24 protein-coding genes are annotated in these 22,365 nt (G+C 68.8%); 18 read left to right on the top strand and 6 right to left on the bottom strand.

What is annotated here, in order from left to right:
- Positions 1–262 precede the first annotated feature (262 nt).
- The 17 genes from ACGFU6_RS16940 to ACGFU6_RS16860 all read left to right on the top strand — a co-directional run bounded on the left by ACGFU6_RS16940 (position 263) and on the right by ACGFU6_RS16860 (position 15,379).
- Positions 263–1,363 carry an LCP family protein gene (locus tag ACGFU6_RS16940; RefSeq protein WP_393611537.1) on the top strand — a complete coding sequence of 367 codons (1,101 nt, stop codon included), beginning with the start codon at positions 263–265 and terminating at the stop codon, positions 1,361–1,363.
- Between the two features lie 143 nt (positions 1,364–1,506).
- Positions 1,507–1,731, top strand: coding sequence for a 50S ribosomal protein L31 (gene rpmE, locus ACGFU6_RS16935; protein ID WP_073736889.1), 225 nt, complete (start codon positions 1,507–1,509; stop codon positions 1,729–1,731).
- 141 nt (positions 1,732–1,872) lie between these two features.
- A complete protein-coding gene (gene prfA, locus ACGFU6_RS16930) occupies positions 1,873–2,949 on the top strand; it encodes a peptide chain release factor 1 (protein ID WP_123523519.1) in 1,077 nt (358 codons plus the stop codon).
- Positions 2,950–2,994: 45 nt separating this feature from the next.
- The gene (gene prmC / locus ACGFU6_RS16925) at positions 2,995–3,840 is read left to right on the top strand and encodes a peptide chain release factor N(5)-glutamine methyltransferase (RefSeq protein ID WP_393611535.1); all 846 of its coding nucleotides are present in this window, start codon (positions 2,995–2,997) and stop codon (positions 3,838–3,840) included.
- A gap of 64 nt (positions 3,841–3,904) precedes the next feature.
- Complete coding sequence (locus ACGFU6_RS16920; RefSeq protein WP_393611533.1) at positions 3,905–4,552, top strand: L-threonylcarbamoyladenylate synthase; 648 nt, start codon at positions 3,905–3,907, stop codon at positions 4,550–4,552.
- Positions 4,549–5,190, top strand: coding sequence for a protein-tyrosine-phosphatase (locus ACGFU6_RS16915; protein WP_123523518.1), 642 nt, complete (start codon positions 4,549–4,551; stop codon positions 5,188–5,190). Before ACGFU6_RS16920 ends, ACGFU6_RS16915 begins: the two co-directional genes overlap by 4 nt.
- 220 nt (positions 5,191–5,410) lie before the next feature.
- On the top strand, positions 5,411–6,796 hold the full coding sequence (locus tag ACGFU6_RS16910; RefSeq protein ID WP_393611531.1) for an MraY family glycosyltransferase: 1,386 nt from the start codon (positions 5,411–5,413) through the stop codon (positions 6,794–6,796).
- Positions 6,797–7,056: 260 nt separating this feature from the next.
- Positions 7,057–7,494, top strand: a complete 438-nt coding sequence (locus tag ACGFU6_RS16905; protein ID WP_393611530.1) for a hypothetical protein — start codon at positions 7,057–7,059, stop codon at positions 7,492–7,494.
- A 210-nt stretch (positions 7,495–7,704) separates the two neighbouring features.
- A complete protein-coding gene (gene atpB / locus ACGFU6_RS16900) occupies positions 7,705–8,541 on the top strand; it encodes a F0F1 ATP synthase subunit A (protein ID WP_393611590.1) in 837 nt (278 codons plus the stop codon).
- Positions 8,542–8,613: 72 nt separating this feature from the next.
- Positions 8,614–8,838: an ATP synthase F0 subunit C gene (gene atpE, locus ACGFU6_RS16895; protein ID WP_018521144.1), complete on the top strand. Its 225-nt coding sequence runs from the start codon at positions 8,614–8,616 to the stop codon at positions 8,836–8,838.
- 40 nt (positions 8,839–8,878) lie between these two features.
- On the top strand, positions 8,879–9,424 hold the full coding sequence (locus tag ACGFU6_RS16890; protein WP_393611528.1) for a F0F1 ATP synthase subunit B: 546 nt from the start codon (positions 8,879–8,881) through the stop codon (positions 9,422–9,424).
- The gene (locus ACGFU6_RS16885) at positions 9,421–10,236 is read left to right on the top strand and encodes a F0F1 ATP synthase subunit delta (RefSeq protein WP_393611526.1); all 816 of its coding nucleotides are present in this window, start codon (positions 9,421–9,423) and stop codon (positions 10,234–10,236) included. Before ACGFU6_RS16890 ends, ACGFU6_RS16885 begins: the two co-directional genes overlap by 4 nt.
- Positions 10,237–10,376: 140 nt before the next feature.
- Positions 10,377–11,948 (top strand): F0F1 ATP synthase subunit alpha, encoded by a 1,572-nt coding sequence (gene atpA / locus ACGFU6_RS16880; protein ID WP_393611524.1) that lies wholly within the window; start codon positions 10,377–10,379, stop codon positions 11,946–11,948.
- A 3-nt stretch (positions 11,949–11,951) separates the two neighbouring features.
- Positions 11,952–12,866, top strand: a complete 915-nt coding sequence (locus ACGFU6_RS16875) for a F0F1 ATP synthase subunit gamma (protein ID WP_393611522.1) — start codon at positions 11,952–11,954, stop codon at positions 12,864–12,866.
- Positions 12,866–14,308 (top strand): F0F1 ATP synthase subunit beta, encoded by a 1,443-nt coding sequence (gene atpD, locus ACGFU6_RS16870; RefSeq protein WP_393611520.1) that lies wholly within the window; start codon positions 12,866–12,868, stop codon positions 14,306–14,308. The genes ACGFU6_RS16875 and atpD overlap by 1 nt, the downstream gene beginning before the upstream one ends.
- Before the next feature lie 109 nt (positions 14,309–14,417).
- Positions 14,418–14,792: a F0F1 ATP synthase subunit epsilon gene (locus ACGFU6_RS16865; RefSeq protein WP_123523508.1), complete on the top strand. Its 375-nt coding sequence runs from the start codon at positions 14,418–14,420 to the stop codon at positions 14,790–14,792.
- Between the two features lie 140 nt (positions 14,793–14,932).
- Positions 14,933–15,379, top strand: coding sequence for a DUF2550 domain-containing protein (locus tag ACGFU6_RS16860; protein ID WP_037777657.1), 447 nt, complete (start codon positions 14,933–14,935; stop codon positions 15,377–15,379).
- Positions 15,380–15,543: 164 nt separating this feature from the next.
- On the opposite strand, the gene ACGFU6_RS16855 is transcribed toward ACGFU6_RS16860, so the two are convergent.
- The 3 genes from ACGFU6_RS16855 to ACGFU6_RS16845 form a co-directional block, all read right to left on the bottom strand.
- Positions 15,544–17,421, bottom strand: a complete 1,878-nt coding sequence (locus ACGFU6_RS16855; protein WP_393611518.1) for a glycosyl hydrolase family 18 protein — start codon at positions 17,419–17,421, stop codon at positions 15,544–15,546.
- A 179-nt stretch (positions 17,422–17,600) separates the two neighbouring features.
- Positions 17,601–18,248, bottom strand: a complete 648-nt coding sequence (locus ACGFU6_RS16850) for a response regulator (protein ID WP_393611516.1) — start codon at positions 18,246–18,248, stop codon at positions 17,601–17,603.
- On the bottom strand, positions 18,245–19,441 hold the full coding sequence (locus tag ACGFU6_RS16845) for a sensor histidine kinase (RefSeq protein WP_393611514.1): 1,197 nt from the start codon (positions 19,439–19,441) through the stop codon (positions 18,245–18,247). The genes ACGFU6_RS16850 and ACGFU6_RS16845 overlap by 4 nt, the downstream gene beginning before the upstream one ends.
- 152 nt (positions 19,442–19,593) lie before the next feature.
- Here ACGFU6_RS16845 and ACGFU6_RS16840 point away from each other — a divergent pair, with 152 nt between their 5' ends.
- Entirely contained in the window at positions 19,594–20,163 is a 570-nt protein-coding gene (locus ACGFU6_RS16840; protein WP_393611512.1) for a hypothetical protein, read from the top strand.
- Positions 20,164–20,215: 52 nt separating this feature from the next.
- Here ACGFU6_RS16840 and ACGFU6_RS16835 read toward each other — a convergent pair whose 3' ends face one another.
- The 3 genes from ACGFU6_RS16835 to ACGFU6_RS16825 are packed head-to-tail and all read right to left on the bottom strand — an operon-like array spanning position 20,216 to position 22,343.
- Positions 20,216–20,788, bottom strand: a complete 573-nt coding sequence (locus ACGFU6_RS16835) for a cob(I)yrinic acid a,c-diamide adenosyltransferase (RefSeq protein ID WP_393611511.1) — start codon at positions 20,786–20,788, stop codon at positions 20,216–20,218.
- Between the two features lie 13 nt (positions 20,789–20,801).
- Positions 20,802–21,551, bottom strand: a complete 750-nt coding sequence (locus ACGFU6_RS16830; protein WP_393611509.1) for an ABC transporter permease — start codon at positions 21,549–21,551, stop codon at positions 20,802–20,804.
- A 12-nt stretch (positions 21,552–21,563) separates the two neighbouring features.
- On the bottom strand, positions 21,564–22,343 hold the full coding sequence (locus ACGFU6_RS16825) for an ABC transporter ATP-binding protein (protein WP_393611507.1): 780 nt from the start codon (positions 22,341–22,343) through the stop codon (positions 21,564–21,566).
- Positions 22,344–22,365 lie beyond the last annotated feature (22 nt).

The raw sequence follows: 22,365 nt of genomic DNA, 5'->3' as shown, positions 1-22,365 counted from the left end.
GCTCCGAGACCTTCGCCACACGGCCGGTGGCTCCCGCACGCTCCCCGCATTGCCTGTACCGGGCAAGAAACCGCAGGTGAACGCCGGATCACAGGTTGCTTCCGGCCTCCGTAGGGCCGTCCTGCGCACGCCCGGCGGCCCCGGCGCCCTGTGCAACCCTTCTTGTCGCCGTGGCGTCCTATCCAAGGACGACGAAGCGGCGCAAGGACCCGCACACCGCAGCAGGGGGTAGCCGGGAGCAGCCGAGGGATCGAGGAGACGGATGACGGAGCAGAGCGGGAGCAACAGCCGAATACGGGCCACCGGCAAACGCCGGAGGAAGCCGTCCCGCCGTCGCAGGACGACCGTCATAGCCGCGTGGAGTCTGGCCGGCCTGGTCGTCGTGGGCGGTGGAGGACTCGGCTACGCCTACTTCCAGCTCGACGGCAATCTGAAGGCCGTCGACATCAACAACGCGCTCGGCAAGAACCGCCCGCAGAACGTCGACAACGGCTCCGAGGACATCCTCGTCCTGGGCTCCGACTCCCGCTCCGGCGCGAACAAGCAGTACGGCGCCGACCAGGGGGGCGCCCGCTCGGACACCGCGATGGTCCTGCACGTCAACAAGGGCCACAAGAGCGCCAGCGTCGTCTCCATCCCCCGCGACACCCTCGTGACCCGGCCCGAGTGCAAGAGCGACGAGAGCGGCGCGGACGTCGCGGGCGAGCAGCGCGCGATGTTCAACACGGCGTACGAGGTCGGCGGACCGGCCTGCGCGGTCAAGACCGTCGAGTCGATGTCCGGGATCCGGATGGACCACTACCTCGAGGTCGACTTCACCGGCTTCAAGAAGCTGATCGACAAGCTCGGCGGGGTCGAGATCACCACCAAGAAGGCGATCAACGACCCCAAGAGCCATCTGGACCTCCAGCCGGGCCCCCACACCCTGAACGGCGAGGAGTCGCTCGGCCTGGTCCGTACCCGCCACAGCGTCGGCGACGGCAGCGACCTCGGCCGCATCCAGCTCCAGCAGGCCTTCATCAAGGCGCTGATGGTGCAGGCGAAGAGCGTCGGCGTCCTCAACGGCACCAAGCTGTACGGTCTCGCCGACACGGCGACCAAGGCCATCACGACCGACTCCGACCTGGGCTCGGTCACCAAGCTCACGGGCTTCGCCAACGGGCTCAAGGGGCTCGGCGCGAGCGACGTCCACATGGTGACGATGCCGGTCGAGTACGACCCGGCCGACCCGAACCGCGTCATACCGCAGGAGAAGGCCGGAAAGCAGGTGTGGACGGCGCTCCGGCACGACCTGCCGATCCCCGCGTCCGCCACCGAGAAGTCGGCGGGCGACAAGGGCGACGCGGGCGACATCGTGGGATGACCCGGAGCACCTGGGAATAGTTCCGGGCAGACCCCGGTTTTGGGAGATACGGCCGGTCCTGGCAGACTGGTACGTCGGCCCCGGTTCACGGACACGCAATCCGCGCGTACGACCCGGCGCCCTCCCGAAACTAGGAGACACCCTTGAAGAGCGAGATCCACCCCCAGTACTTCGAGACCCAGGTCAGCTGCACCTGTGGCGCCTCGTTCACCACCCGCTCGACCCTGGACAGCGGCGCCATCCGTGCCGACGTCTGCTCCGAGTGCCACCCGTTCTACACGGGCAAGCAGAAGATCCTCGACACCGGTGGCCGTGTGGCCCGGTTCGAGGCCCGCTTCGGCAAGGCTGCCGGCTCCGCCAGCAAGTAGCGAGCCAACTGCGCCGGTTCCCGGCGCCCTCTTCCCGGGGGCGTCGGGGCCGGCGTTTTTTCCGGCCGGGACACGGCACCCCCACGTCCCGCCAGGCAGGCACGTCCAGCGAAGAAAAGCGAAGAAACCAGGAGCCCGAAGATGTTCGAGGCGGTCGAGGAACTGATCGGCGAACAGTCCGATCTCGAGAAGAAGCTCGCGGACCCGGCGGTCCACGCCGACCAGGCCAACGCGCGCAAGCTCAACAAGCGCTACGCCGAGCTGACCCCGATCGTCGCCACGTACCGCTCCTGGAAGCAGACCGGCGAGGACATCGAGACGGCCCGCGAGTTCGCCGCCGACGACCCCGACTTCGCCGCCGAGGTCAAGGACCTGGAGAAGGAGCGCGAGGAGCTCACCGAGAAGCTCCGCCTCCTGCTCGTACCCCGTGACCCCAGTGACGACAAGGACGTGCTCCTGGAGATCAAGGCGGGCGCGGGCGGCGACGAGTCCGCCCTGTTCGCCGGTGACCTCCTGCGCATGTACCTGCGCTACGCCGAGCGGGTCGGCTGGAAGACCGAGATCATCGACTCCACCGAGTCCGAGCTCGGCGGCTACAAGGACGTCCAGGTCGCCGTCAAGACCAAGGGCGGCAACGGAGCCACCGAACCCGGCCAGGGCGTCTGGGCCCGGATGAAGTACGAGGGCGGCGTGCACCGTGTGCAGCGCGTGCCCTCCACCGAGTCCCAGGGCCGCATCCACACCTCCGCTGCCGGTGTGCTGGTCACGCCCGAGGCGGAGGAGGTCGACGTCGAGATCCACGCCAACGACCTGCGGATCGACGTCTACCGCTCCTCGGGCCCCGGCGGCCAGTCCGTCAACACCACGGACTCCGCCGTCCGCATCACGCACCTGCCCACCGGTGTCGTCGCCTCCTGCCAGAACGAGAAGAGCCAGCTCCAGAACAAGGAGCAGGCCATGCGCATCCTGCGCTCGCGGCTCCTGGCCGCCGCCCAGGAGGCCGCCGAGCAGGAAGCCTCGGACGTACGGCGCAGCCAGGTCCGTACGGTCGACCGTTCCGAGAAGATCCGTACCTACAACTTCCCGGAAAACCGCATCTCGGACCACCGCGTCGGCTTCAAGGCGTACAACTTGGACCAGGTGCTCGACGGTGAGCTGAGCGCCGTGATCCAGGCATGTGTCGACGCCGACTCCGCCGCCAAGCTCGCCGCCGCGTAAGCTCCACCAGCCCGCACCGCTCGTGAACCTGTACGGAGAACCGCGATGAACCTGCTGCTCGCCGAGGTGGCCCAGGCCACCCAGCGGCTGGCCGACGCCGGTGTGCCTTCGCCGAGATTCGACGCGGAGGAACTCGCCGCGTACGTGCACGGCGTCAAGCGGGGCGAGCTGCACAACGTGCCGGACGCCGACTTCGACGCCCGCTACTGGGAGACCATCGCCCGGCGCGAGGCCCGCGAACCGCTCCAGCACATCACTGGACGCGCCTTCTTCCGCTACCTGGAGCTCCAGGTGGGGCCGGGTGTCTTCGTGCCTCGGCCGGAGACCGAATCGGTCGTCGGCTGGGCGATAGACGCCGTCCGCGCGATGGACGTGGTCGAGCCGCTGATCGTCGACCTGTGCACGGGATCGGGTGCCATCGCCCTCGCCATGGCCCAGGAGGTGCCGCGCTCGCGCGTGCACGCCGTGGAGCTGTCCGAGGACGCCCTCAAGTGGACCAGGAAGAACGCCGAGGACTCCAGGGTCACCGTGCACCGCGGAGACGCCCTGACGGCCCTTCCCGAGCTCGACGGACAGGTCGACCTGGTCATCTCCAACCCGCCGTACATCCCGCTCACCGAGTGGGAGTACGTGGCCCCCGAGGCCCGCGACCACGACCCGCAGATGGCGCTGTTCTCCGGCGAGGACGGCCTCGACACCATCCGGGGCATCGAGCGCACCGCCCACCGGCTGCTGCGCCCCGGCGGCCTCGTCGTCATCGAGCACGCCGACACCCAGGGCGGCCAGGTGCCGTGGATCTTCACCGAGGAGCGGGGCTGGGCCGATGCGGCCGATCACCCCGACCTGAACAACCGCCCCCGTTTCGCCACGGCCCGCAAGGCCATGCCGTGACCGGCGCGCACCACCCGCACGACCCGTACCAGCCCTACCCGTACATGCTTGAGGAGGCCGGCTGATGGCACGGCGATACGACTGCAACGACGCGACCGACCGTACGACGGGTCTGCGTGAGGCCGCGTCCGCCGTCCGCCGCGGCGAACTGGTCGTGCTGCCCACCGATACGGTGTACGGGATCGGTGCGGACGCCTTCGGTGCCGAGGCCGTCGCGGACCTGCTGGACGCCAAGGGCCGCGGCCGCAACATGCCCACGCCCGTCCTGATCGGTTCCCCGAACACCCTGCACGGCCTGGTCACCGACTTCTCGGAGCAGGCCTGGGAGCTCGTCGACGCGTTCTGGCCCGGCGCCCTCACGCTCGTCGCCAAGCACCAGCCCTCCCTCCAGTGGGACCTCGGGGACACCCGGGGCACCGTCGCCATCCGGATGCCGCTGCACCCGGTCGCCATCGAGCTGCTCACCGAGACCGGCCCGATGGCCGTCTCCAGCGCCAACCTCACCGGACACCCCTCGCCCGAGGACTGCGACGCCGCCCAGGAGATGCTGGGCGACTCCGTCTCCGTCTACCTCGACGGCGGTCCGACGCCGGGCATCGTCCCGTCCTCGATCGTCGATGTCACCGGCAAGGTGCCGGTCCTGCTGCGCGCCGGCGCGCTCTCCGCGGAGGAGCTGCGCAAGGTGGTACCCGACCTCGAGGTGGCCAATTGACCGCCCCTGAGGGGCGTGGCATAGCGGGGCAGACCGACACTTTCCGCATCCTCCACGTCAGCACCGGCAACGTCTGCCGCTCACCGATCACCGAGCGGCTGACCCGCCATGCCCTCGTGGACCGCCTGGGCGACCCGCTCCAGGGCGGCCTGATCGTGGAGAGTGCCGGCACCTGGGGGCACGAAGGTGCCCCGATGGAGGCCAACGCCGAGGTGGTCCTCGCGGACTTCGGCGCCGACGCCACCGGCTTCGTCGGCCGTGAGCTGCTGGACGAGCACGTGATCCGTGCCGACCTGGTGCTCACCGCGACCCGCGACCACCGGGCCCAGGTCATCTCGATGGGGCACTCGGCGGGCCTGCGGACCTTCACCCTCAAGGAGTTCACCCGGCTGGTCCGGGCGATAGACCACGCGACGCTGCCCGACGCCGAGGACGAGGGCGTCGTCGAGCGCGCCCGCGCGCTGGTGCGCGCCGCCGCCGCGCTGCGCGGCTGGCTGCTGGCCCCGACCGCCGAGGCCGATGAGGTGTACGACCCGTACGGTGCACCGATCACGTTCTTCCGGTCCATCGGCGACGAGATCAACCAGGCCCTGGAGCCGGTCGTCACGGCGCTGACCGGGGTATCGACTCCGCGCTGACCGGGTGTGACCCGGGCCCTGTGCCCCGAACGGGGACGGCTCGTGCAACCGGCACGGGCACACACGTGTCCTCAACCGTGAGGCCGACCCGGTGGAGCCCGACCGGTGCATGCGGAGTGGAGCGAGCCGCGGGGCCGGGTGCGCACCCGGCCCCGCTCCTGCGTCCACCCCGAATGTGCCGGTCGGGCTAAGGTGTGGGCTGAGATGGCCGGCGATAGTTGTGGGGCAGCCCGTGCGTGATTACCTGCTGACGCTCTGTGTCACGGCAGCGGTGACCTACCTGCTCACCGGCCCGGTGCGTAAGTTCGCCATCGCGGTCGGGGCGATGCCCGCGATCCGGGCGCGCGACGTCCACCGTGAACCGACACCGAGGCTCGGCGGTATCGCCATGTTCGGCGGGCTGTGTGCCGGGCTGATCGTCGCCGATCACCTGGCCAACCTCGACGGCGTCTTCGACCTCTCCAGCGAACCGCGCGCGCTGCTCTCCGGGGCGGCGCTGATCTGGCTGATCGGCGTCCTGGACGACAAGTTCGAGATCGACGCGCTGATCAAGCTGGGCGGCCAGATGATCGCGGCCGCGGTCATGGTCCTCCAGGGTCTGACGATCCTGTGGCTGCCGATCCCCGGCGTCGGCACCGTCGCCCTCACTCAGTGGCAGGGCACGCTGCTCACGGTGGCCCTGGTCGTCATCACGATCAACGCGGTGAACTTCGTCGACGGGCTCGACGGCCTGGCCGCCGGCATGGTCCTCATCGCGTCGGCCGCGTTCTTCCTCTACACGTACCGGCTCTGGTACGGACACATGATCGAGGCGGCCGCCCCGGCGACGCTCTTCACGGCGATCCTGATGGGCATGTGCCTCGGCTTCCTGCCGCACAACATGCACCCGGCCCGGATCTTCATGGGGGACTCCGGCTCGATGCTGATCGGCCTGGTGCTGGCCGCCGGCGCGATCTCGGTGACCGGGCAGGTCGACCCGGACACCATGAAGATCTTCGAGGGCAGTGAGCGGCAGGCGACCCACGCGATGCTGCCGGTCTTCATCCCGCTGCTGCTGCCGCTGACCATCATCGCGATCCCGGCGGCCGACCTGGTGCTGGCGATCGTGCGGCGCACCTGGAACGGTCAGTCGCCGTTCGCCGCCGACCGGGGGCACCTGCACCACCGGCTGCTGGAGATCGGCCACTCGCACAGCCGGTCGGTGCTGATCATGTACTTCTGGTCGGCCCTGATCGCGTTCGGCGCGGTCGGCTACTCCGTGCACTCGGCGTCGATGTGGATCGTCCTGGTGATCGTGGGCCTGAGCGCGCTGGGCCTGATCCTGCTCCTGATGCCCCGCTTCACCCCGCGTGCCCCGCTGTGGGCGCAGCGCATCGTGCCGCCGCGGTACCGGAGGCGGCGCCGCCGGGCCGAGGGGCCGCAGGAGCCCGCGGACGGGCCGGAGGGGCAACAGCGGCCGCTGGACGATCAGATGGGACAGGAGGGGGCCGAGCAGGCGCCCCGGGCTCCGATCGCCGCGGGAGTCTCCGGCGTCAACGGAGCGACCGCCATTGGCCCCCGTTCGCGATTTTCGGACCGGCGCAAGGCCGACTCCACTCATCGGTGATTCGGGCATCAACGGGCAATACCAGACAAGTGGTTGTGTTGTCGTGCTCACACGGGCTTGTTCACACTCAGGTGTGACAGCAACCACACTTTCTTGGTAAAGACCTCATCAAATAGTTTGTGATACCGTTCACGAACCCGGTGACAGAGCCGAAGGACCTGAGTAGCGCGGTCCCTTGGCCCCGAGGCATCGACTCGGACCGGGCCTACGCTCGTCCATTGACGACACACTGCCGACCCCCAGCAAGCGGAGCTGCCGCCATGCCGTCCAACGACGTCCGGACTCTCCTCCAGACCGCCGTACCCACCGCTGTCGCCGGCGCTGTTGCCGCCGCGATCAGCGCTGGCGTCGCCGGTGGCAAGGGAGCCCTGGGCGCGATCATTGCGACGGTCGTGGTCATCCTCTTCATGGGTATCGGGCTGGTGGTCCTGCAGCGGACCGCCAAGTCCCTGCCCCATCTGTTCCAGGCGATGGGGCTGATGCTGTATACGGCTCAGCTGCTCCTGTTGGTCATCTTTGTCGCTGTATTCAAGAACACCACGATGTTCAACCCGAAGGCCTTCGCGATCACACTGGTCGCGACGACTCTCGTGTGGATCGGCGCACAGGCGCGTGCGTACATGAAGGCCAAGATCCTTTACGTCGAACCCGAGTCCGACAAGGGTGAGAAGCCCAAGAACACTGGGTCCCGGTCGTGAAGGGTAGGGGCGGGATAAGGGCAAGTTCAGGACCCTGCTATCGTCCGGTTCCAACTGCGGCACCGCGGGCGCGGGCATGTGAGCTGACGCCTGCTCGATCGCGAGGCTCATTGCCTGACTGCCGCTCACACATCCGTAACACCAGTCCAGTGCCGAACCGCGGCTGCGCGCCGCGCCGACACAACGAGGTTGCCGTACCTATGCGCCACGCTGAAGGAGCCCGCGGTGAGTGCTGACCCGACACAGGTGCTCGCCTTCGAGACCGATTGCCACATCTTCGACGGTTGTGGTTTCCCGGCACCCGGCCTGCATTCATTCCTGTTCGAGCCCCTGTGGGGTGACGGCGACAGCAACTTGTACTTCAACAAGCCGATGCTGCTGGCCCTGCTCGGCTCGATCATCATCGTCGGTTTCTTCTGGGCCGCCTTCCGTAAGCCGAAGGTCGTCCCGGGCAAGCTGCAGATGGTCGCCGAGACGGGATACGACTTCATCCGTCGAGGCGTCGTTCACGAGACGATCGGCCGACGTGAGGGCGAGAAGTACGTCCCGCTGGTTGTTTCGCTGTTCTTCTTCATCTGGATGATGAACCTCTGGTCGATCATTCCCGTCGCCCAGTTCCCGGTGACTTCGATCATCGCGTACCCGGCTGTGCTGGCTGCGATCGTCTACATCACCTGGGTGTCGCTGACCTTCAAGCGGCACGGTTTCGTCGGTGCCTTCAAGAACTTCACCGGCTTCGACAAGTCGCTCGGCGGGGTGGCTTACCTCGCCGCCGTCATCGAGCTGTTCTCGAACCTGCTGGTCCGTCCGTTCACGCATGCTGTGCGACTCTTCGCCAACATGTTCGCGGGACACACCCTGCTGCTTCTGTTCACCATTGCCAGCTGGTACCTGCTGAACGGCATCGGGATCGCGTACGCCGGTGTCTCGTTCGTGATGGTCATCGTGATGACCGCTTTCGAGCTCTTCATCCAGGCCGTCCAGGCGTACGTGTTCGTCCTCCTGACCTGCACCTACATCCAGGGTGCGCTCGCCAAGCACCACTGAGCCCCCCTCGCTCACCCTGATTCGTCCGGTGGCCAACCCCCATCGGTTCTTGAAAGAGAAGGAAGAACTGGCATGTCCCAGACCCTTGCTGCCGTCACCGGTGACCTCGGCTCCGTCGGTTATGGCCTCGCCGCGATCGGCCCCGGCGTCGGCGTCGGCATCATCTTCGGTAACGGAACCCAGGCTCTTGCCCGTCAGCCCGAGGCTGCCGGCCTCATCCGCGCCAACCAGATCCTCGGCTTCGCCTTCTGTGAGGCGCTCGCCCTCATCGGTCTGGTCATGCCGTTCGTCTACTAGGACGAGCTGCTACTAGTCCATACCGACGAAAGGCACTGACGTGAACCCGTTGGTTCAGCTCGCCGCGGAGGAAGCGGAAAACCCGCTCATCCCGCCGATTCCCGAGCTCGTCATTGGCCTCATCGCCTTTGTCATCGTCTTCGGCTTCCTCGCCAAGAAGCTCCTCCCGAACATCAACAAGGTTCTGGAAGAGCGTCGCGAGGCCATCGAAGGCGGTATCGAAAAGGCCGATGCGGCCCAGACCGAGGCCCAGAGCGTGCTTGAGCAGTACAAGGCTCAGCTCGCCGAGGCCCGCCACGAAGCCGCTCGTATGCGCCAGGAGGCGCAGGAGCAGGGCGCCGTGATCCTGCAGGAGATGCGGGCGGAAGGCCAGCGGCAGCGCGAGGAGATCGTCGCTGCGGGCCACGCCCAGATCGAGGCCGACCGCAAGGCCGCGGCGTCCGCGCTGCGCCAGGACGTTGGCAAGCTTGCCACCGACCTGGCCGGCAAGCTCGTCGGGGAGTCCCTTGAGGACCACGCCCGGCAGAGCGGCACCGTCGACCGTTTCCTCGACGAGCTCGAGGCGAAGGCCGAGGCCGTCCGATGAACGGCGCGAGCCGCGAGGCACTGGCTGCCGCACGTGAGCGTCTCGACGCACTGACCGACAGCACGTCGGTCGACGCGTCGAAGCTCGCCGAGGACCTGGCCGGCGTCACGGCGCTGCTGCACCGCGAGGTGTCGCTGCGCCGGGTACTGACCGACCCGGCCCAGGCCGGCGAGGCCAGGGCCGAGCTGGCCGGGCGCCTGCTGGGCGGCCAGGTCGGCGGCGAAGCCGTCGACCTGATCTCCGGCATGGTCCGCTCGCGCTGGTCGCAGTCGCGTGACCTGGTCGACTCGGTCGAGGAACTGGCGAACACCGCAGACCTCGCCGCCGCCCAGCGGGGCGGAGACCTCGACGACGTCGAGGACGAGCTGTTCCGGTTCGGCCGGATCGTCGCCTCCGACCCCGCACTGCGCGCCGCGCTCACCAGCCGGACCGCGACCTCCGCCGCCAAGGGCGAGCTGCTGCGCAGCCTGCTCGGCGGAAAGACGCGGCCCGCGACCGAGCGCGTCATCGTGCGGCTTGTCACCCAGCCCCGGGGACGTAGCCTGGAAGAGGGGCTCGACTCCCTCTCCAAGCTCGCCGCGGAGCGCCGTGACCGCATGGTCGCGATCGTCACCTCGGCAGTGCCGCTGAGCGATCGGCAGAAGCAGCGCCTCGGCGCCGCCCTGGCGAAGATCTACGGCCGGTCGATGCACCTCAACCTCGACGTGGACCCCGAGGTCCTCGGCGGAGTCACGGTGCGGGTCGGTGACGAGGTCCTCAACGGCACCATCGCCGAGCGTCTCGACGAGGCGACCCGGCGGATGGCCGGCTGACCCAGCCCGGCGCAGTAACAGAGACAGAGCAAGACCAGCGGCCCGGTTGGGCCGTGCAGAAATTGCAGAAGATTCCTGGGGGTCGGCCCCCAGACCCCCTTAAGAAACTTCGGGCCCAACAAGGAGAGCAGGGAACCCAGATGGCGGAGCTCACGATCCGGCCGGAGGAGATCCGGGACGCGCTGGAGAACTTTGTCCAGTCGTACAAGCCGGACGCGGCCTCGCGCGAGGAGGTCGGTACGGTCAGCGTTGCCGGCGACGGCATCGCGAAGGTGGAGGGCCTGCCCTCCGCCATGGCGAACGAGCTGCTGAAGTTCGAGGACGGCACCCTCGGTCTCGCCCTCAACCTCGAGGAGCGCGAGATCGGTGCGATCGTCCTCGGCGAGTTCAGCGGAATCGAGGAGGGCCAGCCGGTGCAGCGCACCGGTGAGGTGCTCTCCGTCGGCGTCGGCGAGGGTTACCTCGGCCGCGTCGTCGACCCGCTCGGCAACCCGATCGACGGTCTCGGCGAGATCGCGACCGACGGCCGCCGCGCCCTCGAGCTGCAGGCCCCTGGCGTCATGGTCCGCAAGTCGGTGCACGAGCCGATGCAGACCGGCTACAAGGCCGTCGACGCCATGGTGCCGATCGGCCGAGGCCAGCGGCAGCTGATCATCGGCGACCGTCAGACGGGTAAGACCGCGCTGGCCGTCGACACGATCATCAACCAGCGTGACAACTGGCGTTCGGGCGACGTGAACAAGCAGGTGCGCTGCATCTACGTCGCCATCGGTCAGAAGGGCTCCACCATCGCCTCCGTGCGCGGTGCCCTCGAAGAGGCCGGCGCGCTGGAGTACACGACCATCGTCGCCGCCCCGGCGTCCGACCCGGCCGGCTTCAAGTACCTGGCGCCGTACACCGGTTCGGCCATCGGCCAGCACTGGATGTACGCGGGCAAGCACGTCCTCATCATCTTCGACGACCTTTCGAAGCAGGCCGACGCGTACCGCGCCGTATCGCTTCTGCTGCGCCGTCCGCCGGGCCGCGAGGCCTACCCGGGCGACGTCTTCTACCTCCACTCGCGTCTGCTGGAGCGCTGCGCCAAGCTCTCCGACGACATGGGTGCCGGTTCGATGACGGGCCTCCCGATCGTCGAGACCAAGGCGAACGACGTGTCGGCGTTCATTCCGACCAACGTCATCTCCATCACCGACGGCCAGTGCTTCCTGGAGTCCGACCTGTTCAACGCCGGCCAGCGTCCGGCTCTGAACGTCGGTATCTCGGTCTCGCGAGTCGGTGGCTCCGCCCAGCACAAGGCCATGAAGCAGGTCTCCGGCCGGCTTCGCGTGGACCTCGCCCAGTACCGCGAGCTGGAGGCGTTCGCCGCCTTCGGTTCCGACCTGGACGCGGCCTCGAAGGCCTCGCTGGAGCGCGGTAAGCGCATGGTCGAGCTGCTGAAGCAGCCGCAGTACGCACCGATCCCGGTCGAGGAGCAGGTCGTCTCGGTCTGGGCCGGCACCACGGGCCGGATGGACGACGTCCCGGTCGAGGACATCCGCCGCTTCGAGAGCGAGCTGCTGGAGTACCTGCGCCGCGAGCGCAAGGAGCTCCTGACCAGCATCGTCGAGGGCGGCAAGATGTCCGACGACACGCTGCAGTCGATCGCCGACGCGATCGCCGCCTTCAAGCAGCAGTTCGAGACCTCGGACGGCAAGCTTCTGGGCGAGGGCTGATCGATGGGCGCTCAGCTTCGCGTTTACAAGCGCCGCATCCGCTCCGTCACCGCCACGAAGAAGATCACCAAGGCGATGGAGATGATCGCCGCCTCGCGCATCGTCAAGGCGCAGCGCAAGGTGACGGCCTCGATGCCGTATGCCACCGAGCTGAACCGTGCGGTCACCGCGGTGGCGACCGGATCCACCACCAAGCACCCGCTGACCACCGAGGCCGAGACTCCGGCACGGGCCGCGATCCTGCTCGTCACGAGCGACCGCGGTCTGGCCGGCGGTTACTCCTCCAACGCCATCAAGGCCGCGGAGCAGCTGACCGAGCGGCTGCGCGGTGAGGGCAAGGAGGTCGACACGTATGTGATCGGCCGCAAGGGTGTCGCCTACTACAACTTCCGCGAGCGCAAGGTCGCGGAGTCGTGGACCGGCTTCACCGACAGCCCGACGTACGCGGATGCGAAGCGGGCGGCCGCCCCGATGATCGAGGCGGTCACCAAGGAGACCGCCGAGGGCGGTGTGGACGAGCTGCACATCGTCTTCACCGAGTTCGTCTCGATGATGACGCAGAACCCGGTGGACAACCGGATGCTGCCGCTCAGCCTCGACCTCACGAAGGACGCGGACGGCCAGGGCGAGATCCTGCCGCTGTTCGACTTCGAGCCGTCGGCGGAGGACGTCCTGGACGCCCTGCTCCCGCGGTACGTCGAGAGCCGGATCTACAACGCGCTGCTGCAGGCCGCTGCTTCCGAGCACGCTGCCCGCCGCCGCGCGATGAAGTCGGCCACCGACAACGCCGGGGAGCTCGTCAAGAGCCTCTCCCGGCTTGCCAACGCGGCCCGCCAGGCCGAAATCACCCAGGAAATCAGCGAGATCGTCGGTGGTGCCAGTGCGCTGGCCGACGCGACCGCGGGGAGTGACAAGTAATGACGACCACAGTTGAGACGGCCGTTGCCACGGGCCGCGTCGCCCGGGTCATCGGCCCGGTCGTCGACGTGGAGTTCCCCGTCGACGCGATGCCGGAGATCTACAACGCGCTGACCGTCGAGGTGGCCGACCCGGCCGAGGACGGCAAGATCAAGACGCTGACGCTCGAGGTCGCCCAGCACCTCGGCGACGGTGTGATCCGCGCCATCTCGATGCAGCCCACCGACGGTCTGGTCCGCCAGGCCCCGGTGACCAACACCGGCCAGGGCATCACGGTGCCGGTCGGCGAGATGACCAAGGGCAAGGTGTTCAACACCCTTGGTGAGATCCTGAACAAGCCCGAGGCCGAGGCCGAGGTCACCGAGCGCTGGCCGATCCACCGCAAGGCCCCGGCCTTCGACCAGCTCGAGTCCAAGACCGAGATGTTCGAGACCGGCGTCAAGGTCATCGACCTTCTCACCCCGTACGTCAAGGGTGGAAAGATCGGTCTGTTCGGTGGTGCCGGTGTCGGCAAGACCGTGCTGATCCAGGAAATGATCTACCGCGTCGCCAACAACCACGACGGTGTGTCGGTGTTCGCGGGCGTCGGTGAGCGTACCCGTGAGGGCAACGACCTCATCGAGGAGATGGCCGAGTCCGGCGTCATCGACAAGACGGCGCTTGTCTTCGGACAGATGGACGAGCCGCCGGGCACGCGTCTGCGCGTCGCCCTTGCCGGTCTGACCATGGCGGAGTACTTCCGCGATGTGATGAAGCAGGACGTGCTCTTCTTCATCGACAACATCTTCCGGTACACCCAGGCCGGCTCCGAGGTGTCCACCCTGCTCGGCCGTATGCCGTCCGCGGTGGGTTACCAGCCGAACCTGGCCGACGAGATGGGTCTCCTCCAGGAGCGCATCACCTCGACCCGTGGTCACTCGATCACCTCGATGCAGGCGATCTACGTCCCCGCGGACGACCTGACCGACCCGGCTCCGGCCACCACCTTCGCCCACCTCGACGCGACGACGGTTCTCTCCCGTCCGATCTCCGAGAAGGGCATCTACCCGGCCGTGGACCCGCTGGACTCCACGTCCCGGATCCTGGACCCGCGCTACATCGCGAAGGACCACTACGACACCGCCATGCGGGTCAAGGGAATCCTTCAGAAGTACAAGGACCTCCAGGACATCATCGCCATTCTCGGAATGGACGAGCTCGGCGAGGAGGACAAGCTCACCGTCTTCCGCGCCCGTCGCATCGAGCGCTTCCTGTCGCAGAACACCCACGTCGCCAAGCAGTTCACCGGCGTGGACGGTTCGGACGTTCCGCTCGACGAGTCGATCGCCGCGTTCAACTCGATCGCCGACGGTGAGTACGACCACTTCCCCGAGCAGGCGTTCTTCATGTGCGGTGGCATTGAGGACCTCAAGGCCAACGCCAAGGAGCTCGGCGTCTCCTGAGCCTCCGGCTCACCGAGGGGGGCGGGTGCGTCCCGTCCCCCTCACCACGCCCCGTAGAATTGACCCAACACCCGGCATGACCGCCGGGTGGTGACCCGAGGAGCCACCCTTGGCTGCTGAGCTGCACGTCGAGCTGGTCGCGGCGGACCGTAGTGTCTGGTCCGGCGAGGCCACCCTGGTCGTCGCGCGCACCACGTCCGGCGACATCGGCGTCATGCCCGGTCACCAGCCGCTTCTGGGTGTGCTGGAATCGGGCCCGGTGACGATCCGTACGAGCGATGGCTCCACTGTCATCGCCGCGGTGCACGGCGGTTTCATCTCGTTCGCGGACAACAAGCTCTCGCTGCTGGCGGAGATCGCCGAGCTGGCGGACGAGATCGATGTCGAGCGCGCGGAGCGTGCGCTGGAACGTGCGAAGTCGGACACGGACGGCGCCGCCGAGCGTCGCGCCGATGTGCGACTGCGTGCGGTGGCGGCGCCCTAGTCGCCCCGCGAAATGTCTTTACCCTCAGCCGCGGCCCGAGCTGGAGACCTCTCCAGACCGTGTCGCGGCTGAGGCGATGCAGGTGCAGGTGAAGTTCGGGCGGTATCCGTTTACTCGATGACGCGAGGAGGTCGGTGGAGATGTTCCTCGCGCTGTGGGTGGGCGGGCTGGTCGTCGCACTGGTCGCGGTTGGTCTCTTCGTCTTCGGTCTGCGCCGGCGGCTGATTCAGCGCTCCGGCGGGACCTTCGACTGCAGCCTGCGCTGGAATGTGCCGGTGGAGCCGGATCTCTCGGGCAAGGGCTGGGTGTACGGCGTCGCCCGGTACAGCGGCGACAAGGTGAACTGGTTCCGGGTCTTCAGCTACTCCCCGCGTCCGCGCCGGGTGCTGGAGCGGTCCGCCATCGAGGTGGTCGCCCGCCGGATGCCGGAGGGCGAGGAGGAGCTCGCACTGCTCTCCGACGCCATCGTGCTCGGCTGTCTCCACCGGGAGACCCGCCTGGAGCTGGCGATGAGCGAGGACGCGCTGACCGGTTTCCTCGCCTGGCTGGAGGCGGCGCCGCCCGGCCAGCGGGTGAATGTGGCTTAGACAGTCGGTCCCGCTGGAAGGGGGCACCTCCCGGACGAAGAGTCCGGGGGTGGGTGAACGTGGCTTGGGAGCCACCCATACGAAAACCGGGGAGACAGGGGGCGGACCTGTCTCCCCGGTGCTTTTCGGGGGTTACGCGATGAGTGGTGCGGCGGTGGGGATTACTACTTCAGACCGCTGTTCATCGCGCTCACGAGTTCACCGTTGCTGGTGTCCCCGCTGAACTCCCAGAAGAACGCGCCTCCCAGGCCCTGGTTCTTCGCCCAGGTCATCTTGGACGTGATGGTGGCCGGGGTGTCGTAGCTCCACCAGTTGGTGCCGCAGTGCGCGTAGGCGGTGCCGGCGACGGTGCCGGTGGTGGGGCAGCTGTTCTTGAGGACCTTGTAGTCCTCGATGCCCGCCTCGTAGGTGCCGGGCGCGGCGCCGGTGGCGGTGCCGCCGGGCGCGTCCTGGGTGACACCGGTCCAGCCGCGGCCGTAGAAGCCGATGCCGAGCAGCAGCTTGGAGGCGGGGACCCCCTGGGCCTTCAGCTTGGCGATGGCCTCGGAGGAGCTGAAGCCGGCCTTCGGGATGCCGGTGTACGGGGTGAGCGGGGAGTGCGGAGCCGTCGGGCCCTTGGCGTCCCAGGCGCCGAAGAAGTCGTACGTCATCACGTTGTACCAGTTCAGCGACTGTGCGGCGCCCGCGTAGTCGGCGACGTCGATCTTGCCGCCGTCGGAGCCGTCGGCCGTGATGGCGGCGGTCACCAGGTTGTTGCTGCCGAACTTGGTGCGCAGTGCCGAGGTGATGTTCTTCAGTGCGGCGGGGCCGCTGGTGTCACAGGTCAGACCGCAGGCGTTGGGGTACTCCCAGTCGATGTCGATGCCGTCGAAGACATCGGCCCAGCGGGGGTCCTCCACCAGGTCGTAGCAGGACTGGGCGAAGGCGGCGGGGTTCTGGGCGGCCTGGCCGAAGCCGCCGGACCAGGTCCAGCCGCCGAAGGACCAGAGGACCTTGATGTTGGGGTACTTCGCCTTGAGCTTGCGCAGCTGGTTGAAGCTGCCGCGCAGCGGCTGGTCCCAGGTGTCGGCCACGCCGTCGACGGACTTGTCGGCGGTGTACGCCATGTCGTAGTCGGCGTAGGAGTCACCGATCGTGCACTTACCGCCCTGGACGTTGCCGAAGGCGTAGTTGATGTGCGTGATCTTCGCCGCCGAACCGGACGTGTCCATGTTCTTGACGTGGTAGTTGCGGCCGTAGACACCCCAGTCGGTGAAGTAGCCGAGGTTGACCTTGGAGCCGGTGCCGGGGTCGGTGCCGCCGCCGCCGGTCGTGTGCACCTTGACCGCGCCGCTGACCGGACCGGTCTGGTCGGCGGTGTCGCGGGCCTGCACGGTGTACGAGTAGTCGGTACCGGCGGTGAGACCGGTGTTGGTGTACGTGGTGCCGGTGACCGTGGCGACGACCGCGCCGTCCCGCAGGACGTCGTAGTTCTTGATGCCGTGGTCGTCGGTGGCCGCGCTCCAGCTCAGCTTCGCGGAGGTGTTGGTGACGCCGCTCGCGGTGGGGGTGCCGGGGGCGGAGGGGGCGTTGTCGCCGGGAACGCTGCCGCCGTCGCAGGAGGCGCCGTTCAGCTTGCAGCCGGTGGCGGCGCCGGAACCGGAGCCGGTGCCGTTGAAGCCGAAGGAGACGCTGGCGCCCGGAGCGACCGAGCCGTTCCAGCCGAGGTTCTTGGCGGTCCAGTGGTTCCCGGAGCTGGTGACGGTGGCGTCCCAGGCGGAGCCGACACCGGTGCCGGCGGGGAAGTCCCACTCGATGGTCCAGGAGCTGAGGGCGGTGGTGCCGGTGTTCTTCACCGTCCACTGGCCCTCGAAGCCGCTGCCCCAGTCGGACTTCTTCACATAGGTGGCGGTCGCCGAGGTCGCGGCTTCGGCCGGGGAGGCCATGCCGACCATCGCGGCGAGCGGGAGGAGCAGTGCGGTGAGGCCCGCGACGGCTCGTGATCTGGTGGCTTTCCCGGCCCCGAGTCTGAATCGGGTCCGGCGGGGGGTCTCAGTGCTCAACGGTGCTCCTGGGGTGAGGTCCAGACAAACGGGGATGGTCCGTGGACTGCAAACCCTGCGCCGCCCTGAGCGCGCCTTGTCATGGCGTACTCACCGCAGTGTGTCCGGTGAGATTAGGAAGGTCTGGACCAATCGTCAAGAGGTCCAGACCAAAGATCGGAATCGGGCCGAAGTAAACGTCAGAGGCCCAACTCCTGGGCCAGCACCGCCGCCTGGACCCGGCTGCGCAGCTCCAGCTTCCCCAGCAACCTGCTGACGTGCGTCTTCACCGTCGCCTCCGCCATCGAAAGCCGCACCGCGACCTCGGCGTTCGACAACCCCTCACCGAGACACCCCAGCACCTCGCGCTCGCGCCGGGTGAGGGAGTCCAGCACGGCCCGGTCGGCGGCGCCCGGCGGCGCGGTGGTGGCACCGGCGAACTCCGCGATCAGCCGGCGCGTCACCGCCGGGGCGATCAGCCCCTCGCCGCGCGCCACCGTGCGCACCGCTTCGAGCAGCCCGCGCGCCTCGGTGTCCTTCAGCAGGAAGCCCGACGCCCCGGCCCGCAGCGCGCCGAAGACGTAACTGTCCAGATCGAAGGTGGTCAGCACCAGCACATCCGCCAGGCCCTCCGACACCACCTGCCGCGTCGCCGACACCCCGTCCAGCCTGGGCATCTGGATGTCCATCAGCACCACGTCGGGGCGCAGTTCACGGGCCAGCCGCACCGCCGCCTCCCCGTCACCGGCCTCCCCCACGACCTCGACGTCCGGTGCGCTGCCCAGGATGAGCACCAGCCCCGCACGCACCGCCGACTGGTCCTCGGCCACCAGAACCCGGATCGTCATGTCCTCACGCTTCCTTCCCCGACGGGCAGTTCGGCCCGTACACGCCAGATCTTCGGCCCGCTCCCGGTGGACACCGGCCCAGCCTCGAACTCCCCGCCGAGCAGCGCCACCCGCTCCCGCATCCCGACCAGCCCGGCCCCCGAACCGGGTGCGCGCGGACCGGGCCGGCTCCCGAGCGCGCTGGTGACCTCCACCGTCAGCCGCTGCCCCGGCTGCCCGAGGCGGACCGTGACCGGACCCGGCCCGGCGTGCTTGAGCGCGTTGGTGAGGGACTCCTGCACGATGCGGTACGCGGCCAGCTCGACCGGCGCGGGCAGCGGGCGGGGTCCGGTGCGCGCATCCTCCAGCACGCACGTCAGCCCGCTGGACGCGGCGTTCGTCCGGTGCTGCTCGATCAGGACGTCCAGCGAGCCGAGCGTGGGCGAGGTGCTGGGGCCGGGATCCGCCGCCCCGGTGCGCAGCAGCCCGATCAGGCGGCGCATTTCGGCCAGACCGTCGACGCTGTTCTCCCGGATGACCCCCAGGGCGTTCCGGGAGGTCTCCGGCTCGTCGATGGAGAGCGCGGCGGTGGAGTGGATGGCGATCGCGGAGAGGTGGTTGGCGACCAGGTCGTGCAGTTCGCGCGCCATCCGGGCCCGTTCGGCGGTCACCGCCTGCGCCCGGTCCATCTCGGCCAGCAGAGCCGTCTGATCGGCGCGCAGCCGTTCGGTCTCGGCGGCCTCGCGGTGGTTTCGCACACTGACCCCGGTCAGGGCGGGCACGAACGAGACCAGTCCGGTGACGATGCCGATGAGCAGCGCCTCGGCGGTGCGGAACCAGGCCAGGAAGCCGATCGTGACGGCGACGGTGATCAGGAGCGTGGTCACCGGGATGCGGCGGGCGGCCGCCGGGGTGCCGTACAGCACGGCGGCGTACATGACGTCGGTGTACAGCAGCACGGTCGCCAGGTTCCCGGGCGTGAACTGGTCCAGGACCAGCGCGAGGGTGCCGACGACCAGGGCGGTCTGCGGTGCGGTCCGGCGCAGCAGCGCCAGCGAGGACATCACGGCGAGCGGGACCAGCTCGATGCCGGGCGCTTCCAGCGGCCGGCCGTTCTGCATGTGCAGGCCGAGCAGCCACAGCACCACTCCGCCGAGCAGACCGGTGACCGCGATGAGGACGTCGTCGCGGTGGGGGCGGGGATGGATGAGCACCCTTCCATCCAACACGGCGGGCGGTGCCGCGACGTCCGTACGGGGAGTGAGCCGCGAGTACATCGAAGTATGCAGCGGCGGTTCCTCACTCCGGGCGACGACCCGGCCCGCCGGGGCGGGGACGCTGGAGGCAAGAGACAAGGAGCCGGACCGTGATCGTCACACTGATCGTCCTCTGCGAGATCGCCTTCTGGGTACTGCTGGCCGCGGGACTCGCCCTGCGCTACGTGGCGAAGAAGCCGCGGCTCGGTGGCGCGGTGCTGCTGTGCGAGCCGCTGCTGGAGGTGATCCTGCTGGTGGTGACGGCCGTCGACCTGAAGAACGGCGCCGAGCCGGACTGGAAGCACGGCCTCGCCGCCGTGTACATCGGCTTCACGGTGGGCCTCGGGCACTCCACGATCCGATGGGTCGACGCCCGGGTCGCCCACCGCTTCGCGGGCGGACCGCCGCCGGTGAAGCCGCCGAAGTACGGGAAGGCGCGGGCGGTGCACGAGTGGCGGGTGGCCGGCCGGTGGACGGTGGCCGCGATGACGGCGCTGGCGCTGCTCCAGGCGGCGGTCTGGTACGTGGGAGGCGACGGGGACGTGGTGTCGCTGCGGTCCTGGCAGCGGACGATGCTGTTCGTGATCGGGATCAACCTGGTGATCGCGGTGAGCTACACGCTGTTCCCGAAACGGGACCCGGAGCGCGACCCGGAGAAGGTGCAGGGCCCGCCCGGCTGAGGCGCTGTACCGCGCCGCCGGACGGGCCCGGTGGTACTGGAGGGGCCCGGGCCTAACGTTCGCCGCCCGGCACCCACAGCACGTCCCCGACCTCCTTGTTCGCCACCCGGGCGAGGATGAACAGCAGGTCGGAGAGCCGGTTGAGATACGTCGCCGTCAGGGCGTTCATCACCTCACCGTGCACCTCGAACGCCGCCCAGGTGGACCGCTCGGCGCGCCGGACCACCGTGCAGGCCTGGTGGAGCAGGGCCGCTCCCGGGGTGCCGCCCGGCAGGATGAAGCTGCGGAGCTTCTCCACCTGCTCCAGGAAGTGGTCGCAGTCCGCCTCCAGCTTGTCGATGTAGAACTGCTCCACCCGCAGCGGCGGGTACTCCGGTTCCTCGACGACCGGTGTCGAGAGGTCGGCGCCCACGTCGAACAGGTCGTTCTGCACGCGGACGAGGACCTTCACGACGTCGTCGGTCAGCTGCCCGAGTGCGATCGCCGTGCCGATGACCGCGTTGGCCTCGTTGGTGTCGGCGTACGCGGAGATCCGCAGATCGGTCTTGGCGGTCCGGCTCATGTCACCGAGGGCGGTGGTGCCCCGGTCGCCGGTGCGGGTGTAGATGCGTGTCAGGTTGACCATGCGGTCAGCGTAGTTACGCACCGGTCCTGCGGAACACACGTGTGCCCGTTGTCACGGCGATCGCGGCGAATCCGAGGGCGACCAGTACCCCGTAGAGCATGTGCGCGGTGGCGTACGAGCCGGTGTACGCGTCCCGTACCGCGTCCACGAGGTAGCGGAACGGCGTGAGGTGGGAGAGCACGTCCAGCCACGCCGGCCCCAGCGTCATCGGCAGCATCAGGCCGGAGAGCAGCATGGCCGGCATGGTGAGCGAGTTGATCACCGGGCCGAACTCCTGCGGCGTGCTCACCTTCATCGCCAGGGCGTACGAGAGCGAGGCCAGCGAGACCGTCAGCAGGCCGACGAAGGCGAAGCCGATCAGCACGCCGGGCAGCGGTGCGCGCAGACCCATCGCCACTGCGGCGAGCACCAGCAGCACCGCCTGGAACATGAACAGCAGGGCGTCCCGCAGGACCCGGCCCAGCAGCAGCGCCATCCGGCTGACCGGCGTGACGCGCATCCGCTCCACGACTCCGGTCGACTTGTCGATGATGATGGCGAAGCCGGCGAACGAGGCGCCGAACAGGCCGAGCTGCAGCAGCAGTCCGGGAACCAGGATCTGCCAGGAGTCACCGGACCGGCCGAGCGGCAGCCCGGTCAGCAGCGGGCCGAAGAAGAGCAGGTAGAGCAATGGCATGAGGATGCCGAAGAGGATCTGGAACTTCGAGCGAAGGGTCTGGCGGGCGTACCGCCCGAAGACGAGTGCGGTGTCGTGGAGAAGCATCGGGTTCGGTTCCTAAACGGCGACGGGTGCGGTGCCGGCGGCCGGGGCGCGGCCGGTGATCGCGAGGAATGCCTCCTGGAGCGAGGCGGCGGGGGAGTCCGCGTACCGGGTCTTCAGCTCGGCCGGCGTGCCCTGGGCCGCCACCAGGCCGCCGTCGATCACGACCAGCCGGTCGGCGAGGGCGTCCGCCTCGTCGAGGTAGTGGGTGGTGAGCACGACAGTGGTGCCGTACTCGTCGCGCAGCCGCCGCACCAGGTTCCACAGGTCGGTGCGGCTGCCCGGGTCGAGGCCGGTCGTCGGCTCGTCGAGGAAGAGCAGCGGCGGGCGGTGGGTGAGCCCCATCGCGATGTCGAGCCGTCGGCGCTGGCCCCCGGAGAGCGAGGCCGTTCTGCGGTCGAGCAGCTCCGCGAGGCCCAGCTCCCCGGCCAGCTCATCGGCGCGGGCGGTCGCCCCGGCCTTGCCGAGCCGGTACATCCGGCCCTGGGTGACCAGCTCCTCCCGCACCGTGATGTGCGGGTCGACGCCGCCGGACTGGGCGACGTACCCGCAGTTCTCCCGTACGCCCGCCGGGTCCGCGATCAGGTCGTGGCCGGCGACGGTGGCGGCGCCGCCGGTCGGGGCGAGCAGCGTGGTGAGCATGCGCAGGGTCGTCGTCTTGCCCGCTCCGTTGGGGCCGAGCAGCCCGACGATCTCGCCGGTCGCGACCGTCAGGTCGACTGAGCGGACGGCCCGCACCGGACCGGCCTTGGTGTCGAAGGTCCGGGCGAGCCCGGCCGTACTGATGATTGGCATAGCGACCACAAAAACAGAGTCA

This window comes from Streptomyces sp. NPDC048462 (genome assembly GCF_043200175.1).
In the GTDB taxonomy this organism is placed as follows: Bacteria; Actinomycetota; Actinomycetes; order Streptomycetales; family Streptomycetaceae; genus Streptomyces.
This window is presented reverse-complemented; position numbering and strand designations above follow the sequence as displayed.

Excerpts from the sequence above, each read along its gene's own strand:
- ACGFU6_RS16940 (WP_393611537.1), top strand. The coding sequence starts at position 263 with ATGACGGAGCAGAGCGGGAGCAACAGCCGAATACGGGCCACCGGCAAA.
- prfA (WP_123523519.1), top strand. The coding sequence starts at position 1,873 with ATGTTCGAGGCGGTCGAGGAACTGATCGGCGAACAGTCCGATCTCGAG.
- prmC (WP_393611535.1), top strand. The coding sequence starts at position 2,995 with ATGAACCTGCTGCTCGCCGAGGTGGCCCAGGCCACCCAGCGGCTGGCC.
- ACGFU6_RS16920 (WP_393611533.1), top strand. The coding sequence starts at position 3,905 with ATGGCACGGCGATACGACTGCAACGACGCGACCGACCGTACGACGGGT.
- ACGFU6_RS16905 (WP_393611530.1), top strand. The coding sequence starts at position 7,057 with ATGCCGTCCAACGACGTCCGGACTCTCCTCCAGACCGCCGTACCCACC.
- atpE (WP_018521144.1), top strand. The coding sequence starts at position 8,614 with ATGTCCCAGACCCTTGCTGCCGTCACCGGTGACCTCGGCTCCGTCGGT.
- ACGFU6_RS16885 (WP_393611526.1), top strand. The coding sequence starts at position 9,421 with ATGAACGGCGCGAGCCGCGAGGCACTGGCTGCCGCACGTGAGCGTCTC.
- atpA (WP_393611524.1), top strand. The coding sequence starts at position 10,377 with ATGGCGGAGCTCACGATCCGGCCGGAGGAGATCCGGGACGCGCTGGAG.
- ACGFU6_RS16875 (WP_393611522.1), top strand. The coding sequence starts at position 11,952 with ATGGGCGCTCAGCTTCGCGTTTACAAGCGCCGCATCCGCTCCGTCACC.
- atpD (WP_393611520.1), top strand. The coding sequence starts at position 12,866 with ATGACGACCACAGTTGAGACGGCCGTTGCCACGGGCCGCGTCGCCCGG.
- ACGFU6_RS16860 (WP_037777657.1), top strand. The coding sequence starts at position 14,933 with ATGTTCCTCGCGCTGTGGGTGGGCGGGCTGGTCGTCGCACTGGTCGCG.
- ACGFU6_RS16850 (WP_393611516.1), bottom strand. The coding sequence starts at position 18,248 with ATGACGATCCGGGTTCTGGTGGCCGAGGACCAGTCGGCGGTGCGTGCG.
- ACGFU6_RS16835 (WP_393611511.1), bottom strand. The coding sequence starts at position 20,788 with ATGGTCAACCTGACACGCATCTACACCCGCACCGGCGACCGGGGCACC.
- ACGFU6_RS16830 (WP_393611509.1), bottom strand. The coding sequence starts at position 21,551 with ATGCTTCTCCACGACACCGCACTCGTCTTCGGGCGGTACGCCCGCCAG.
- ACGFU6_RS16825 (WP_393611507.1), bottom strand. The coding sequence starts at position 22,343 with ATGCCAATCATCAGTACGGCCGGGCTCGCCCGGACCTTCGACACCAAG.